Here is a 15,102-nt window from a genome sequence, read left to right as displayed (position 1 = left end):
TACCCTCGACCCGCGGCGCTCATGTGGTCCTGCTACCGTTTCCCCAGCGCCGCCGGCGCGGCCGCCCGCCCGCTGGCGCCGGCCAGCACCAGCAGCGTGAGCAGGTACGGCAGGGCGAGAAAGAGCTGATATGGCACCCCCTGCCACCCCATGCTCTGGAAGAGCACCTGCAGGGAGTTGGCCGCACCAAAGAGCAGCGCCGCCGCGGCCACGCCAAGCGGGCGCCAGCGCCCAAGCACGACGATGGCGATGGCAATGAACCCACGCCCCGCACTCATCCCCTCCACGAACGTCCCTGCCTGCGCGAGCACCAGCGTGGCGCCGGCCAGCCCTGCCATGCCGCCCGCGAAGAGCACCGCCAGCGCCTGATAGCGGCGCGGCGTGATACCGGCGGCAATGGCCGCGTCGGGATACTCGCCAATGGCGCGCAGCGCGAGTCCCTGATGCGTGCGGGCCATGTACCACGCGAGCACGAAGGCCAGGAGCGTCACGACATACGTGGCGGCCGGCTGGGCGAACAGCGCGCCCCCCACCAGCGGAAGCTCCGCGAGGCCGGGAATGCGCACGACGCCGGCCGTGGGCGTGTCCAGCGCCACCCCGGCCGCGCCGAAGATGGAGCGGTACAGCGTGCCGGTGAGGCCGAGGGCGAACATGGTGATGGCCGTGCCCGTGATGATCTGGTCGGCGCGCAGCCCCACGGTGAAGAAGGCGAACAGCGCCGCCACCAGGAGCCCGGCCAAGGCCCCCACCGCGAAGCCGCCGCCCACACCCAGCACACCGGCCGCCACCGTGGCGCCCAGCGCGCCGGCGATGATCGACCCCTCGAGACCAATGTTGATGACACCGGCGCGCTCACTGATGCACTCCCCGAGCGCCGCAAACGCCAGCGGGGTGGCCGTGCGTACCGTGGCCTCGAGAAACCCGCCGCCAATCGCGAGCACGCTGCTCTCCTGCATCAGGTGGCCGCCTCTGCGCGCGCCGACAGTCGGCCCGACCAGCGATCGGCGCCCACGATGAGCAGAATCAGTACGGCTTCCACCACGCTCACCACCACACTCGGAACACCGGCATCACGCTGCATGGCGTTGGCGCCGGCCTCCAGCGCGCCGAAGAGCAGCGCGGTACCGAGCACCCCCACCGGGTGCAGTCGGGCCAGCAGCGCCACCGCAATGGCGGTGTAGCCGTACCCCGGCGAGAAGTTCTCGTAGAGGGCGTAGGTGATGCCGGTGTATTCCACCGCCCCTCCCAGACCAGCCAGCAGCCCGCTCAGCACGAACGCCCCGGCGATCGTGCGCCCCACGGCCACATCGCCGGCGCTGCGCGCAGCCGCTTCGTTCATCCCCACGGCGCGCACACGGAAGCCGCTCGCCGTCTGGCTCAGCCACCACCACGTGGCGAACGCCAGCAGCAGCAGCAGCAGCACACCCACATGCAGCCGTGTGCCCTCCAGCAGCACCGGCAGCTGCAGTGCGCTGGCCAGTGATGCCGACTGCGGATTGACGCGCGTGGGCTCCTGCAACGGTCCGCGTACCAGCCATCCGGTCAGGTACTGCGCCACGAAGTTGAGCATGATGGTGCTGATCACTTCCAGTACGCCGAAGCGCAGGCGCAGCAGGGCCGCCACGGCCGCCCATGCGGCGCCCGCCACGGCGCCCCCGGTCAGCAACAGCGGAATGCCGACCGCTGCCGGGGCCGACGCCAGCGGCACAGCCAGAGCCGCCGCCGCCGCCGCCCCCATGAGCAGCTGCCCTTCGGCGCCGATGTTCAGCATGCCGGCGCGGAAGGCGAGCGACACGGCCAGCCCCGCGAACCCCAGCGGGATCATGCGCACGATGGTGGCCGAGGTGATGGCGTAGGACGAGCCGAAGGCGCCCCGCACGAGGGCGGTCAGCGCGGGCCCCACGGCATGGCCGGTGGCCACGAGCAGGAGCGACAACAGCGCCAGGGCGGCCAGCAGCACGATCCCCAGCTGCGCGAGGGCGCGCGCGCTGCCGTGCATCAGCGCTCGCTCCCCAGCATGGCGCGTCCGGCGGCTTCACGCGTGCGTGCCACCTCGGTGAGCTGACCGGCATACATGACGACCACGCGGTCGGCGAGCAGGAGGACCTCGTCGAGATCGCTGCTGTACACCACCACGGCCGTGCCACCATCGCGGGCGGCGCGCAGCGCCGCCTGCACGGCGGCGGTGGCCTTGAAGTCGAGTCCACGCGAGGGATTCTCCACCACGAGCGCCTCCGGCTCGTCGGCGAGTTCACGTCCCAGCACGAACTTCTGCTGATTGCCGCCGCTGAGCGTGCGTGCCGGCACCGCGGCGTGCGGCGCACGCACATCGTGACGCGCCAGCAGGGCGCTCGTGTGGGCCCGCAGTGCCGCCCATGGCATGCGCCCACGCCGTGCGCCGGCGCCGCGCAGGGCGGCGTTCTCGAAGAGCGGTGCGTCGAGCAGCAGGGCATCGCGGTGACGGTCTTCCGGCACGAACCCCACGCGCGCCGGGCGCTGCACGCGTCCGGTGCTGGCCTCCATGCGGCCGGCGAGCACGCGCAGCAGTGGATGCTGGCCGGCGCCCTCCACCGCCGCCACGCCCACGATCTCGCCGGCACGCACGGTGAGGGTCACCTCGCGCAGCAGCAGCACGCCGCGCGCATCGCGCACCGTCACGCCGTCGAGCGCCAGCACCACGCGGCCCGTGGTCATCGGGGCGGGGCGGCTCGTGCGGACGGTGGCGGCAGCCGGGCGGTCGGCGGCCGTGCCGTCGGCGTGACCGGCGGTGCCGTGACCCGTCGCGGCGTCCCCGACCATGCCGTCCCCGACCATGCCGTCCCCGATCACGGCGTCCCCGATCATGGCGGCGGCCAGTGCCTCCTGTGAGCTGTCGGCGGCGCGCGTGGTGAGCACGGTCCGCCCGCGGTGCAGCACGGTCACGTCGTCGGCCACCGCGAGCGCGTCGCGCAGCTTGTGCGTGATGAGCACCACGGCGTTGCCCGCATCGGCGTAGCGCCGAACCCACGTCAGGAGCTCCGCGGCCTCGCCGGGGGCGAGGACGGCCGTGGGCTCATCGAGGATGAGGAGTTCGACGTCGCGGGCCAGCGCCTTCACGATTTCGCATCGCTGCTGCGCGCCAACCGGAAGCGCCCCCACGCGCGCGTCGGGGTCGAGCGTGAGCCCCGCCCGCATGGCCACCTCGCGCACGCGCGCCGCTGCCTGGGCGGGGTCGAACGCGCCATGCCCTCCCAGGGCGACATTCTCCGCGACCGTCATGGCCGGCACCAGCGTGAAATGCTGGTGCACCATGCCAATGCCCAGACGCAGCGCGGCCGCGGGGGACGCGAGCCGGTGCGGAGCCCCCTTCCAGCGCAGCACTCCCCGATCGGGCTGCAGCAGGCCGAAGGCGGCGCGCATGAGTGTGCTCTTGCCGGCGCCGTTCTCCCCCAGCAGCGCGTGCACCGTGCCCGGGCGAACGGTCAGCGACGCTCCGCGCAGGGCCTCCACGCGACCGAAGCGGTGCGACAGGCCGTCGAGCACCAGGAGCGGCGTCACGGACGCACCACGAGCGGATACGGGCGCCCCGCCAGCGCCCGGCCCGTGTTCCGGTGCCGCGCCGGCGGGCGCCCCGGATTGGCTCACGAACCGGTGGGGAGATGCAGGAACGTCCACGGCAGGCCGAAGCGCTGCTCGAGCCAGGCACCGAGTGCCTGCACACCCAGCGTCTCGGTGGCGTAGTGGCCGGCATACACCACACACAGATCGTGCTCGATGGCCTCCACCGTGGTGTGGTGCGGACCTTCCCCAACGATGAGCGTGTCGATGCCGCGTTCACGCGCCTCACGCAGCGTCTCGCTGTTCGCGCCACCACCGGTGCAGATCGCCCAGCGACGCGTGGTGCGACCGGCCGCCTCCACCGACGTCCGCACCGCGCCCCCATAGCGCGCGACAAAGGCTTCCACCCGCGCCACGAGCTCGGCGGTCGGCAGCTCGCCCTCGCCCATCACGCCCACATCGAACGTCTTGTAGCGGGCAAAGCCACCGCCCGGGGTGAGGTCGAGTGCGTGCGCCAGGCGCACGTTGTTGCCCAGCTCCGCGTGGCCGTCGAGCGGCAGGTGCGTGGCATACACGGCGATATCGGCGCCAAAGAGGGTGCGATACTTGTCGTAGGCCACGCCGGTCAGCGGCTGCGCCCCACCCCAGAAGAGCCCATGGTGCACGATGAGCAGGTTGGCGCCCCAGATCGCCGCTTCGGTGATCGCGGCACGTGACGCATCCACGGCCACGGCCACCTTGGTGACGGTGCCACGGTTGGCCACCTGCAACCCGTTCATGGCGCCGGCGTAATCGGGGAGCTCGGCGGTGCGCAATTCGTCGTCGAGCGCGCGCACGATGTCCCGCAGCGGGGCGTGGGCCCCAACGACACCGTTCCCGGTGGCCTGCGCCAGAATGCGGTCCCGCGATGGCGTGGACATGCCTCAGTTCTTGGGGGCGGGCGTGGCGATGGGCTTGGCGATGTCGGCGCCCATCGTGAGGTCCTTCATCGCGTGGAAGCGCCCTTCGCGGAGCAACACGCCCACGCTGTCCGCGGCTGCCTTGGCGGCGGCAGGGACACGGGAGGCGAGGGCCGGATTGAGCACCAGTCGCACCACGTCATCCTTCACGCCAAGGCTGATCACGCGCCCCTGGAAGGTGCCACCCTGCACCTCCCGCCCGATCCGCATGAACGCGCGGGGCAGGTCGATCACCACACTGCCGATGATCACGTCCGGGGCCACATCGTTCTGGTTGGCGTTGGTGCCGAAGGCATACACGCGCTTTTCCTTCGCCGCCTGAAAGATGCCCAACCCTGCGGCGTCGGCATTCTGAAAGATGATGTCCACGCCCCGCGCGATCTGCGCGAGCGCCTGTTCCTTGCCGGCGCTCACATCATCCCAGTTGCCGATGTACGACGTAATGACTTCAACCTGGGGATTGATCGCCTTCGCGCCACGGGCAAAGGCTTCGAAGCTGGCCTTCACCGGCGGGAGCTCGGTGCCGGCAATGAGCCCCAGCTTGTTGGTGGTGGTCATCGCGCCGGCAATCATTCCCGCCTGGTACGAGGCCTCCTCGAACAGGAAGGCGATGCCCGCCAGGTTGGGCCCCACCACCCGCCCCGAGGTCACGATGTAGCGGGTCTTGGGATACGAGGGCGCCACCCGCGACGCGGCGTCCTGGAACTCGAAGCCATGGCCCACCACCATGGCGTACCCCTGCGCCCCATACTGGCGGAAATTCTCCTCGAACTCGGCAGGGGTCTTGGTCTGGATATGCGAGATCTGCGCGCCCAACGAGTCGCGCAACATGGTGAGCCCCTCGTAGGCCCCGCCGTTCCACGACTTGTCGGAAATTGGCCCAGGCGTCAGCAGCGCCACCTTGAAGGGGACACCGGCGACAGCACTGTCGGCGCCACCAGCCCGCTCACCATCACCACGAGCGCAGCCCAGGCCAGCGGCCAGGAGGGCCAGCAGAGCCGCCGAGCGACCGAAGGAACGCGAAAGCGTCGCGATCATCGTGTGTATCCTGATAGTGGCGCGTTTATGGCGCCTGTGTGGTTCAATCCAGGGCGATTCCAAGCACTTCGAGCAGGCGCTCGAGGTCGTCGTTGGAATAGAAGGCGATGTGCACTTCGCCTTTGTCCTTCGCTGTCAACTGAATGGACACGCCCGTTTGCAGTTTCCGACGCAGGCGTTCCTCGATCTGCCGCACCACGGCGCCGGACGCCCCGGCGGGGGTGGCCGAGGCGTCCGGCTTCTTGCCGGCAGCGGGCGGTTTCGGGCGCCCGGCCTGTACCCGGCGCTCGACTTCCCGCACCGACCAACCGTTCGCCACGACCTCCCGTGCCATGTCGACGATGGCCCGCTCCGTGGCGAGGGGAAGCAGCGCACGCGCATGGCCGGCCGTGAGCTGCTTGTCCTGCAGCAGCCGCCGCACGCTCGCCGGGAGCTGTCGCAGGCGGAGGGCATTGGCCACCGTCGAGCGGTCCTTCCCCACCACGTCGGCGACTTCCTGATTGGTCAGCGCGAAGTCGTCGATGAGGCGCTGGTAGCCGTCGGCTTCTTCGATCGGATCGAGATCGGCCCGCTGCAGATTCTCGATCATTGCCAGCGTGGCCAGCATGCGGTCGTCGACGGGCTTCACCAGCGCCGGGATGTCCGTCCACCCCAGGCGGCTGGCCGCCCGGTAGCGCCGCTCGCCGGCGATCAGCTCGTAGCCGCTGCCGCCAGGCGCCGGACGCACGGTGATGGGCTGCAGGAGCCCGTTGGTGCGCAGACTGTTTTCGAGGTCGGCCAATTCATCCGGGCGAAACTCCTTTCTCGGCTGGAAGGGATTGGGGCGAATCTCGGACAGCTTGAGGGTGCGCAGGGTGCCGGCCGCGTTGGTGTCGGTTGCCGGCGCCGGCGCCACGGATGACGCCCCGGCGGCTGCCGTGGCGGCGGGGTCCGGCGCACCGGCCCCGGTTGGGCCGGCACTCGGGGCCGGCGCTGTCTTGGCAGGCTCTCGACGGGCGAGGAGGGCATCGAGTCCGCGCCCCAGCCGGCGCGGTGGTTCCGGGGTCACGGGGCGCCCTCCACGGGGAGATCGGCGGCCACGGTGTTCCTGGGGGGTGTGGGATGGGCGGCGCGTTCGATCAGCTCTCGCGCCACGGCCATATACGCCTGTGCGCCCACCGAGGCCACGTCGTACACCACAATGGGCTTGCCAAAACTGGGCGCTTCGGCCAGCCGAATGTTGCGCGGCACGACCGTGGTGAGTACCAGGTCGCCGAAATGGGCGCGCGCGTCGGCCGCCACCTGCTTCGACAGGTTGAGGCGCGGGTCGAACATGGTGAGCAGCACGGCGTCGAGGGCCAACGCGGGATTGAGCGAATCCTGCACGCGCTGCACCGTCTCCATCAGCTGGGACAGTCCCTCGAGCGCGTAGTATTCGCACTGCAGGGGGATGAGCAGGGCGTCCGCCGCTACCAGCATGTTGAGGGTGATCAGCCCCAGACTGGGTGGGCAGTCGATGAGGATGAAGTCGTAGCGGTCCCGCACCGCAGCCAACGCCTGACGCATGCGGGTGACGCGATCGTCGGCATCGACGAGCTCCACCTCCACCGCGGCCAGGTCCGGTGTCGTGGGAAGCACGTCGAGATGACGGAACTGCACCCCACGGACCAGCGCCTCATCGATGGATGCTTCGCCGAGCAGCACGTCGTACGTGTTGGCGGCGAAGTCGTCGCGGCTGATGCCGCAGCCGGAGGTGGCGTTCCCCTGCGGGTCGGCGTCGATGAGCAGCGTGCGCTGCTCCGCGACCGCGAGGGAGGCGGCGAGGTTCACGGCGGTCGTCGTCTTGCCGACTCCGCCTTTCTGGTTGGCGATGGCGAGGATGCGTCCCACAGGGATGGCTGAGAGGGGGGTTCGCGGGAGGCGAAGTATAGGAGGATCCGGTGCGGCTCACCATGGTGCGCGACGAAATTCCAGCCGCCCCCCCGCCGTTTACGGGTTTCACGTGAAACGCGACCGGTTGGCCTGGCTCGGCGTTGGCTAGCGGGTGGGGAACCCGCGCTGTGGAACTGATCGGGGGAGAATCGGGGAAGGGGAGATGATTGGGTGTCCGGTGAGCCTTCCGCGGCACGCCTGTCGCGGCAACTCCGAGCACGGCGGCCACCGTCCTCCCTTTCCCCGGTTCTCCGGTTCTCCCCACCTCAGTTCGGCGTCACCGGCGGGGGGAAATGATCGGGGGAGAATCGGGGAAACAGAGAAACTGGGGGCCCTTGAACCTTCCGCGGCAAACCTGTTGCAGCAGAGCTGTTGCAGCGAATGTGGTCACGGCGGCCACCGTCCTCCCTTTCCCCGGTTCTCCGGTTCTCCCCACATCAGTTCGGCGCCATCGGCGGGGGAACTCATCGGGGGAGCAACGAAGAAGCCCGCGGATTCCCTGTTGCAGGGGCAGGTCCGCGGGCTTCCTCCGCTGGCAGAGCGAAAAGATCACGGTGTTTCACGTGAAACAGTTGCTCACATGCCCTGCGGGAGCCTCAGGGGCTCTTGGCAAAGCGCCAGCGCGTGCCCACGCTCACGCTGATGGTATTGGTGCCCGAGGCAATCGGTGCGGGCGCGTCGGCGGCTTCAGCTTTCATCGCCATGGCCACCATGCCGCGCGGCTCCGGACGCTCGAATTCGTTGATCGTGAGCTCGATGAGCTCGACGATCATGCCGCCGGCGGCCCGGGCGGCTACGTCCGCCTGGCGGCGAGCAGACGTCACGGCATCGGTAAGCGCCATATCCTGTGCCTTTGCGCGGTCTTTCACGATGAAGTCGAGCCCCGCCACCCGATTGGCGCCGCTCGACAGCCCGGCGTCAATGATCGGGCCCGCCAGCTCGAGGCGGTCGGTCTCCACCTGCACGATGTTCGTGACCTGGTAGCCGTCGATCACCACCCGCTGCAGCTTCTCGTCGTACCGCTGCACCGGGTTCACGGTGTAGTTGAGCGTCTGAATGTTCGCGTCGGGAATACCCAGCTTGCGAATGGCCGCGAGAATGGCGGCCTGCTTCCGGTTGTTCTCCTGCGCGGCCAGCTGGGATGTGCGTGCCTGCGTCTCCATCCCCACCTGCACGCGCGCCCGATCGGGGGCGACCTGCACTTCACCACGTCCGGAAACGAAGATCGTCGGAAGCTGCGGGGCCTGCCCCTGCTGGGCCTCGCCGGTACGGGCGAGCGCCAGGCTCATTGCTACGGCGCCAAGCGCCACGGGCAACAGCCCCATCGTCCGCACTCCTCGCAGCGCACTGCTTACAGTCCCCTCGGGTCGCACTCGGCGCGTGTCCATCGTCTCTCCCGGCCTGTCGGCCAATGTCGTGGTACGAAATCCTACCCCCGCTCAGCGCGTTGGGTCATCACGGTTCGCGGATCCGTTTATGGCGTTATACTGTCTGTATACGCGCCAGAACTGCGCCAGTACCGATCGTTGACACTAATCACACCCTCAGAGGTGATTCGGGGGCGCACGATTTTCAAAACGAGAGAAACGGCCTTCGTGAGCGCCAGCCTACACCTCCCTCCATCTCCACCCGCATTCCACTGCTGCGCCGAGGCGGCCCCCAGACAGTTCGGCGCCCTACTATATTGATGCGCGGGCGCGCCGCAGTTCGAGCAGCAGGTTCTGCAAATCCGCCGGACTGATCCCGGGGATGGCGCTGGCCTGGGCCAAGGTGGCCGGACGAAGCCGGCTCAGCTTCTGCCGCGCCTCTATTGAGATGGTCAGCAGCGCCTCGTAATTCCAATGCTCGGGGAGCCGAACGGCTCCCTGCGCTTCCAGCCGTACTGCCCGCGCCCGCTCCTTCTCGAAGTAGCCGGCGTATTTGATCTCGAGCTCGGCGCCCACCACGGCATCGCTGGGCAGGTCACCTCCAATCCCGGCGGCGCCGAAGAGCGCCTGGAGCGATACATCCTGGCGCTTGGCCAGTTCGGCGGCGCGTACCGCGTGCAGCAGTGGCCGTGACCCGACCGCCTCCAGCACCGGGTCGGCGATCTCGGGGGGCATGCTGGTGTGCTCGGCCAGCCGGAGTGCGTCGCGTACGGCGCCAAGTCGCGCGGCCATCACCTCGCGTTCGTCGTCGCTGAGCAGCCCTTCGCGTTCGGCGATGGGCCCGAGCCGTGCCAGCGCATTGTCCTGGCGCACGGTGAGGCGGAACTCGCTGCGTGAGGTGAACAGCCGATAGGGCTCGTCCACGCCGCGCGTGACCAGATCGTTCACCAGCACGGCGAGGTAACTCGTCTCGCGTCCCAGCACGAGCGGCTCGCGAGCCTGCGTGCAGCGCGCGGCGTTGATCCCCGCGATCGTCCCCTGGCCGGCCGCCTCTTCGTACCCCGTCGTGCCATTCACCTGGCCGGCGAAGTACAGGCCGCGAATGGCCCGCGAGGCGAGTGAGGCATCGAGCTGCGTGGGTGGGTAGTAGTCGTACTCGATCGCGTAACCGGCGCGCGTCATGCGCACCTGCTCGAGTCCCGCCACCGTGCGCATCACCTCGAGCTGTACCGGCGCGGGCAAGCTCGTGGAGAGCCCGTTCACGTACAGCTCCGTGGTGTCGTGTCCCTCCGGCTCGAGAAAGAGCTGATGGCGATGCTTGTCGGGGAACTTCACCACCTTGTCTTCGACACTCGGGCAATAGCGCGGCCCGCGCGAGGCGATGGCGCCGCCGTACATCGCCGACTCCGCAATGTGGTCGGCAATGAGTTGCGTGCCGTGGCCCTCGAGCCACGTGATCCAGCAGGGCATCTGCACGGGGTGCCGTGTGCGTCCGCCGCGTTCGTCGGCTGTGATGCGCGGGGTGGTCCAGAAGTGCGACCACGAATAATCGAACGCGTCGATCTCGCTGTCCTGCTGTTCGAGCGTGTCGTAGCGTACGCTGCGCCCGTCGATGCGTGGCGGTGTGCCCGTCTTGAAGCGTGCGGTTTCGAGTCCCACCGCGTCGAGCTGTTCCCCCAGCATCACACTGGGCGCTTCGCCGGCTCGGCCGCCGCTGATGCGCGTGTCGGTACCGATGTGCATGGTGCCGCGTCCGAAGGTGCCGGTGGTGAGCACCACTGCGCGAGCGCCGAAGCGCCGACCTTCGGCGGTTTCCACGCCGGCAACGCGACGGTCGCCGTCGTGAGCGCTCTCGTCGAAGAGCAGGCGCGCAACCATACCCTGCATGGTGAGCAGGTTGGGCTGTGCTTCGAGGAGCGTCCGCACCGCGCGGCGATACAGACCACGATCACACTGTGCGCGCGGCGCCCACACGGCGGGGCCCTTGCCGCGGTTGAGCATGCGAAACTGTACCGACGCCAGGTCGGTGGCCCGCGCCATGATCCCCCCCAGGGCATCGACCTCGCGGACCACGGTGCCCTTGGCAATGCCGCCAATGGCCGGGTTGCAGGAGAGCTGGCCGATCTGCTCGAGCGCTCCGGTAATGAGGGCCACCTGCGCCCCGCATCGCGCGGCGGCCATGGCGGCCTCGGTGCCCGCATGTCCGCCCCCGACGACGATGACATCAAAGGACGCCTCGAGGGAGGCGCTGGTGGGGGAGGGGATGCGGTCGGCAGACATGCGTCAAGATACAAGGGAGGGGGCAGGACGCCGGGAGCAGCAAGCGGGGAGCAGGCCAAAGGGGATCGGCTTCCCGCTCCCTGCCTCCTGTTCCCGGCGTCCTGCCTTGTACCTTTCCGCATGCCCATCACCATCTCGCACACCGCGCCCACGCTGCTCATCACGAAGAGCGCGTTCGAGCGCGTCGGTCTGACGCGCGCGTCGTTCGACGAGGCGCTCAATCTCACGGACGACGAGTTTCGCGTGGAGGGCGGCCTCATTGCCATCGGGCCGCTGGTCGGCGAAGACACCCTCACCGACCTCATTGCCCAGCTCGAAGAGCACGGCCTCGTGTACTACGACGACTTCTTCGAGTTGAGCGGCAACTGGCCGGCGTGGCTGCGGCTTTTCGCCATGGACGCGGGGAGCTGACGCGCAAAGGGGCGCCAGCGGGGGCGGTGCTGTGCCATCCAGGCATCGCTGCGCCGATGCAGCCCGGCCCAGCCACAGCCAATACACCAGCTGTGACGGAAGCGCACCCCCAGCAGGCGGCGCCACCCCTTGCGCTCCAGGGACAGCGTGTCGCTGTCGCACATGGGGCAATTCTCGCCCTCGGGGAGCATCACGAAGTAGATCTTCGTGAGCAGCATGAACATGCTCAGCTGGAGCGCCGAGATGACGGCAATGAAGATCCAGGCATCGGTCCAGCTCCAGCGTCCAGGCATGGGACTCTCCTCTAGAGTCGTTGCTCCACGGTGGCCCACAGTTCGGCGAACGCCACGCCATCTTCCACGCGGTCGATCACCACATCGGTGCCCAGCGGGAGCGCCGACCCATCGAGTGAACGCACCGGCAGGACGCACTGGTGCCCGTCGAGCTCATAGATGAGTTCGCCAGTTCCGTTTCCGTCTGCATCGCGGGTGACACGGGCGAGCGTCCCCTGCAGCAGATACCGCGGGTCGGGTTCGTCGGCGCGGGCGCTCGGAATCGCCCAGCGGGCGATGAGCAGCGACTGCAGGGAAAAGGCTGCGCTGCCGGCCGCGAGGGCGGCGAGCAGCGCGCCCCACCAGGGCCAGCCGAGGGAGCGGTCTACGAGATAGCCGGTGAGACCGAACCCGAAGGCGAGCGCCGCGAGTGATGCCCGGTTGGCTACCGGCGACGGCTCCGAGGCCGGGTCATACTCACTGCGGCGCTCGTGCGGCGCGACCGTGGGGGCCACCGGGCGCTCGGTGCCGTGCAGCATGGCGGAGACGCCGAGCACGAGGCCGGAGACGAAAAGCACGAGCGAAACGACAGCGACAGCGGACACGATAACGAAAGGCTACAAGACGATGGGCAGGCGAAACAATTGGTGAAGTAAACCGAGGACACCCAAAACCCAAGACTCCGAAAGTACTTACAGAACAGCTCGTCGGAGCCCACTGAGGCGCGGAGACACGGGGACAACGATCAGTTCTCCGTGTCTTCGTTGCTCCGTGTACTCCGGCGAGCAGTTTCTACGGTGCCCGCGGATCAACGGGTCCGTTCCGTTGATCGAAGCGGGACGCGAGGAATTCCGCCGCCCGCCACTCGCCGTAGTACCACGGCTTCCACGGGCGCGTGTAGCTGGTGAAGCCCACGTGACCGCCGCGGTCGGGGAACTCGATCTCTACCGTGTGCACCCCACGCACCTGTTCGCGCACCCGGTCGAGCACCGCCGGGGGCAGAAAGGGGTCGTCCACCGCGCTGAGCAGCAGCGTGGGACGCCGGATGCCGTGCAGAAACGGCAGCGAACTGGCGCGCGCATAGTAGTCGGCCGCGTCGCGGAAGCCGTGCAGCGGCGCGGTGAAGGCGTCGTCGAACTCCCACAGCGTGCGCGCGCGAGCCACCGTGCGCAGCGATGCCAGCTCGGGGTGGCGGTCGATCTTGGCGAGCGCCTTGGGGATGAGCGACTTGAGAAAGAACTTCTCATACACCGCGCCGAAGCCGCGGCCGATGTGCCGCGACGCGGCCGCCAGGTCGAAGGGCACCGACATGGCCACCGCCCCCCGCACCTGCGGCGGCAGGTCGTCGCCACACTCGCCCAGCAGCTTGCAGAGTACGTTGCCGCCCAGGCTCACCCCCATGAGCCCCAGCGGTGCGGTGGGGAACGCGCGCATCAGCTGCTCCACCACCCACCGGGGATCGCTGGTTTCCCCCGAGTGGTAGCTGCGCGGCAGGCGGTTCGGTTCGGAACCACAGGTACGAAAGAGCAGCAGATCGGCGGCCCAGCCGCGAGCGCGGGCCTCGCGGAACATGGCCCGGGCGTAATGCGAGTGCGCCCCGCCCTCGAGGCCGTGGAACAGCAGCAGCCGAGGACTGTCGGCACCGTGCGCACCCTCCTGGCGCACCAGCTCCACGAAATCGCCATCGGGCGTGTCCCACCGCTCCGTGTGCAGCGCCAGACGCGGCTCTCGGCGGCCCAGACGGCCCCAGAGCGTGGCGCTGTGCGGATCGGGAAGCCACCAAGCCGGGCGATACGCCCTTGGCGGAGGGGTGAGAGATCGGGTCGACGGGCCCATGAACGGGGAATCTAAGTGTTACACTAGGCCAGCCGTTTCCGGCCCCCGCCCCCGCCCCCCGCCCCTCGCGCCCCCTCCCCGCGTGCTCAACAGAATCGTCCGCAACCTGACCTTTCAGGTGCTCGTTGCCGTCTCGCTGGGCATCATCCTCGGGGTGGTGGCACCGGACTTCGCCAAGTCGCTCAAGCCCATCGGCGACACGTTCATCAACCTCGTGAAGATGGTGATCACCCCGATCATCTTCCTCACCATCGTGCACGGCATTGCCAGCATGGCCGACCTGTCCAAGCTGGGGCGCGTGGGCGGCAAGGCGCTGCTCTACTTCGAGATCGTCTCCACCTTCGCTCTCGCCATCGGCCTGGTGGTGGTGAACGTGACCCAGCCGGGCGCCGGACTCGACATCAGCGCGCTCGCCAAGGGCGACGTGAGCAAGTTCGTGAAGGCAGGCGAGCAGCAGAGCATGCTGGAGTTCTTCCTGCACATCGTGCCCAGCAACATCTTCGCCGCCTTTGCCAGCGGTGACCTGCTGCCGGTGGTGTTCTTCGCCATTCTGTTTGGCGTGGCTCTCACGGCCGTGGGCGACGCGGGGCGCGACATTGCCGATCTGCTGGTGCGCCTGCAGGCGGTGTTCTTCCGCATCGTGGCCATGGTCATGGTGATTGCGCCCATCGGTGCCTTCGGCGCCATGGCCTACACCGTGGGGGCCTTCGGGCTCAAGACCCTGCTACCCCTCGGGCGGCTGATGCTCGACGTGTATCTCACGATGGCGCTCTTCATCTTCCTCGTGCTCGGGGGCATCTGCCGGCTGTACGGTTTCCGGCTGTTGCGCTTCATTCGCTACATCAAGGACGAAATCCTGCTGGTGTTGGGCACCTCCAGCAGTGAGGCCGCGCTCCCGCGCATGCTGCAGAAACTCGAGGCGTACGGCTGTGCCAAGCCGGTGGTGGGGTTGGTGATTCCCACGGGCTACTCGTTCAACCTCGACGGCACGAGCATCTACCTGTCGATGGCGTCGATCTTCATTGCCCAGGTGTACGGCATCGACCTGTCGGTCGGCGAGCAACTCACGCTGCTTGGCATTCTCATGCTCACCAGCAAGGGCGCTGCCGGCGTGACCGGGTCGGGGTTCATCGTGCTGGCCAGCACACTCGCCGCCACGCGTACCGTGCCGGTGGAGGGGGTGGCGCTGCTGCTGGGCGTGGACCGGTTCATGAGCGAGGCACGCGCCATCACGAATCTCATCGGCAACGGCGTGGCCACGCTGGTGGTGTCACGCAGCGAGGGCGCGTTCGATGATGCGAAGCGGGCGGTGGCGGAGGGGGGGGCGGAGACGGTGTAACGGCGTGAACGGCAGACGGCAGACGGCAGGAACCACAGCACGCAGTGAGCAGGAATTCGGAAGAACAACACGGGAGCCAGCGCTGCGCGCGGCTCCCGATATCCACCCGCCAAGGAAATCGGGCGCCCCGCGAAGCGGTGGCGCCCGTTTTT

Annotated in this window: 14 protein-coding genes; 2 read left to right on the top strand and 12 right to left on the bottom strand. The window is 68.7% G+C overall.

Annotated features, from left to right (window positions below; all coding sequences use genetic code 11):
- Positions 1–32: 32 nt before the first annotated feature.
- The 9 genes from LW840_RS00070 to mnmG form a co-directional block, all read right to left on the bottom strand.
- On the bottom strand, positions 33–956 hold the full coding sequence (locus LW840_RS00070; protein ID WP_291260869.1) for an ABC transporter permease: 924 nt from the start codon (positions 954–956) through the stop codon (positions 33–35).
- The gene (locus LW840_RS00065) at positions 956–1,999 is read right to left on the bottom strand and encodes an ABC transporter permease (RefSeq protein ID WP_291260868.1); all 1,044 of its coding nucleotides are present in this window, start codon (positions 1,997–1,999) and stop codon (positions 956–958) included. The genes LW840_RS00070 and LW840_RS00065 overlap by 1 nt, the downstream gene beginning before the upstream one ends.
- Positions 1,999–3,537: an ATP-binding cassette domain-containing protein gene (locus LW840_RS00060; protein ID WP_291276201.1), complete on the bottom strand. Its 1,539-nt coding sequence runs from the start codon at positions 3,535–3,537 to the stop codon at positions 1,999–2,001. Before LW840_RS00060 ends, LW840_RS00065 begins: the two co-directional genes overlap by 1 nt.
- An 83-nt stretch (positions 3,538–3,620) precedes the next feature.
- Complete coding sequence (locus LW840_RS00055; RefSeq protein WP_291260866.1) at positions 3,621–4,457, bottom strand: Nif3-like dinuclear metal center hexameric protein; 837 nt, start codon at positions 4,455–4,457, stop codon at positions 3,621–3,623.
- A 3-nt stretch (positions 4,458–4,460) separates the two neighbouring features.
- On the bottom strand, positions 4,461–5,534 hold the full coding sequence (locus tag LW840_RS00050; protein WP_291276200.1) for a BMP family protein: 1,074 nt from the start codon (positions 5,532–5,534) through the stop codon (positions 4,461–4,463).
- A 43-nt stretch (positions 5,535–5,577) separates the two neighbouring features.
- Complete coding sequence (locus LW840_RS00045; protein ID WP_291276199.1) at positions 5,578–6,582, bottom strand: ParB/RepB/Spo0J family partition protein; 1,005 nt, start codon at positions 6,580–6,582, stop codon at positions 5,578–5,580.
- A complete protein-coding gene (locus LW840_RS00040; RefSeq protein WP_291267370.1) occupies positions 6,579–7,403 on the bottom strand; it encodes an AAA family ATPase in 825 nt (274 codons plus the stop codon). Before LW840_RS00040 ends, LW840_RS00045 begins: the two co-directional genes overlap by 4 nt.
- A gap of 638 nt (positions 7,404–8,041) precedes the next feature.
- Positions 8,042–8,770, bottom strand: coding sequence for an SIMPL domain-containing protein (locus tag LW840_RS00035; protein WP_291267028.1), 729 nt, complete (start codon positions 8,768–8,770; stop codon positions 8,042–8,044).
- Positions 8,771–9,124: 354 nt separating this feature from the next.
- Complete coding sequence (gene mnmG, locus LW840_RS00030) at positions 9,125–11,092, bottom strand: tRNA uridine-5-carboxymethylaminomethyl(34) synthesis enzyme MnmG (protein WP_291276198.1); 1,968 nt, start codon at positions 11,090–11,092, stop codon at positions 9,125–9,127.
- 120 nt (positions 11,093–11,212) lie between these two features.
- Here mnmG and LW840_RS00025 point away from each other — a divergent pair, with 120 nt between their 5' ends.
- Positions 11,213–11,503 (top strand): hypothetical protein, encoded by a 291-nt coding sequence (locus LW840_RS00025; RefSeq protein WP_291267030.1) that lies wholly within the window; start codon positions 11,213–11,215, stop codon positions 11,501–11,503.
- Here LW840_RS00025 and LW840_RS00020 read toward each other — a convergent pair.
- The 3 genes from LW840_RS00020 to LW840_RS00010 all read right to left on the bottom strand — a co-directional run bounded on the left by LW840_RS00020 (position 11,428) and on the right by LW840_RS00010 (position 13,611).
- Positions 11,428–11,796: a hypothetical protein gene (locus tag LW840_RS00020; protein ID WP_291267031.1), complete on the bottom strand. Its 369-nt coding sequence runs from the start codon at positions 11,794–11,796 to the stop codon at positions 11,428–11,430. The two genes, LW840_RS00025 and LW840_RS00020, sit on opposite strands and share 76 nt — an antisense overlap.
- Positions 11,797–11,807: 11 nt before the next feature.
- A complete protein-coding gene (locus LW840_RS00015) occupies positions 11,808–12,380 on the bottom strand; it encodes a hypothetical protein (protein WP_291270049.1) in 573 nt (190 codons plus the stop codon).
- A 187-nt stretch (positions 12,381–12,567) separates the two neighbouring features.
- Positions 12,568–13,611, bottom strand: coding sequence for a hydrolase (locus LW840_RS00010; RefSeq protein ID WP_291267033.1), 1,044 nt, complete (start codon positions 13,609–13,611; stop codon positions 12,568–12,570).
- An 82-nt stretch (positions 13,612–13,693) separates the two neighbouring features.
- Between LW840_RS00010 and LW840_RS00005 the strand changes: the two genes are divergently transcribed.
- Positions 13,694–14,950, top strand: a complete 1,257-nt coding sequence (locus LW840_RS00005; protein ID WP_291267034.1) for a dicarboxylate/amino acid:cation symporter — start codon at positions 13,694–13,696, stop codon at positions 14,948–14,950.
- Positions 14,951–15,102: the final 152 nt, after the last annotated feature.

The sequence above is a fragment of the Gemmatimonas sp. genome (assembly GCF_021298855.1).
In the GTDB taxonomy this organism is placed as follows: Bacteria; Gemmatimonadota; Gemmatimonadetes; order Gemmatimonadales; family Gemmatimonadaceae; genus Gemmatimonas.
The sequence above is the reverse complement of the archived record's forward strand: the minus strand, read 5'-3'. Positions and strand labels throughout refer to the sequence as shown.

Coding starts and splice junctions, on each gene's coding strand:
- LW840_RS00070 (WP_291260869.1), bottom strand. CDS start 956: ATGCAGGAGAGCAGCGTGCTCGCGATTGGCGGCGGGTTTCTCGAGGCC.
- LW840_RS00065 (WP_291260868.1), bottom strand. CDS start 1,999: ATGCACGGCAGCGCGCGCGCCCTCGCGCAGCTGGGGATCGTGCTGCTG.
- LW840_RS00055 (WP_291260866.1), bottom strand. CDS start 4,457: ATGTCCACGCCATCGCGGGACCGCATTCTGGCGCAGGCCACCGGGAAC.
- LW840_RS00050 (WP_291276200.1), bottom strand. CDS start 5,534: ATGATCGCGACGCTTTCGCGTTCCTTCGGTCGCTCGGCGGCTCTGCTG.
- LW840_RS00035 (WP_291267028.1), bottom strand. CDS start 8,770: ATGGGGCTGTTGCCCGTGGCGCTTGGCGCCGTAGCAATGAGCCTGGCG.
- mnmG (WP_291276198.1), bottom strand. CDS start 11,092: ATGTCTGCCGACCGCATCCCCTCCCCCACCAGCGCCTCCCTCGAGGCG.
- LW840_RS00025 (WP_291267030.1), top strand. CDS start 11,213: ATGCCCATCACCATCTCGCACACCGCGCCCACGCTGCTCATCACGAAG.
- LW840_RS00020 (WP_291267031.1), bottom strand. CDS start 11,796: ATGCCTGGACGCTGGAGCTGGACCGATGCCTGGATCTTCATTGCCGTC.
- LW840_RS00010 (WP_291267033.1), bottom strand. CDS start 13,611: ATGGGCCCGTCGACCCGATCTCTCACCCCTCCGCCAAGGGCGTATCGC.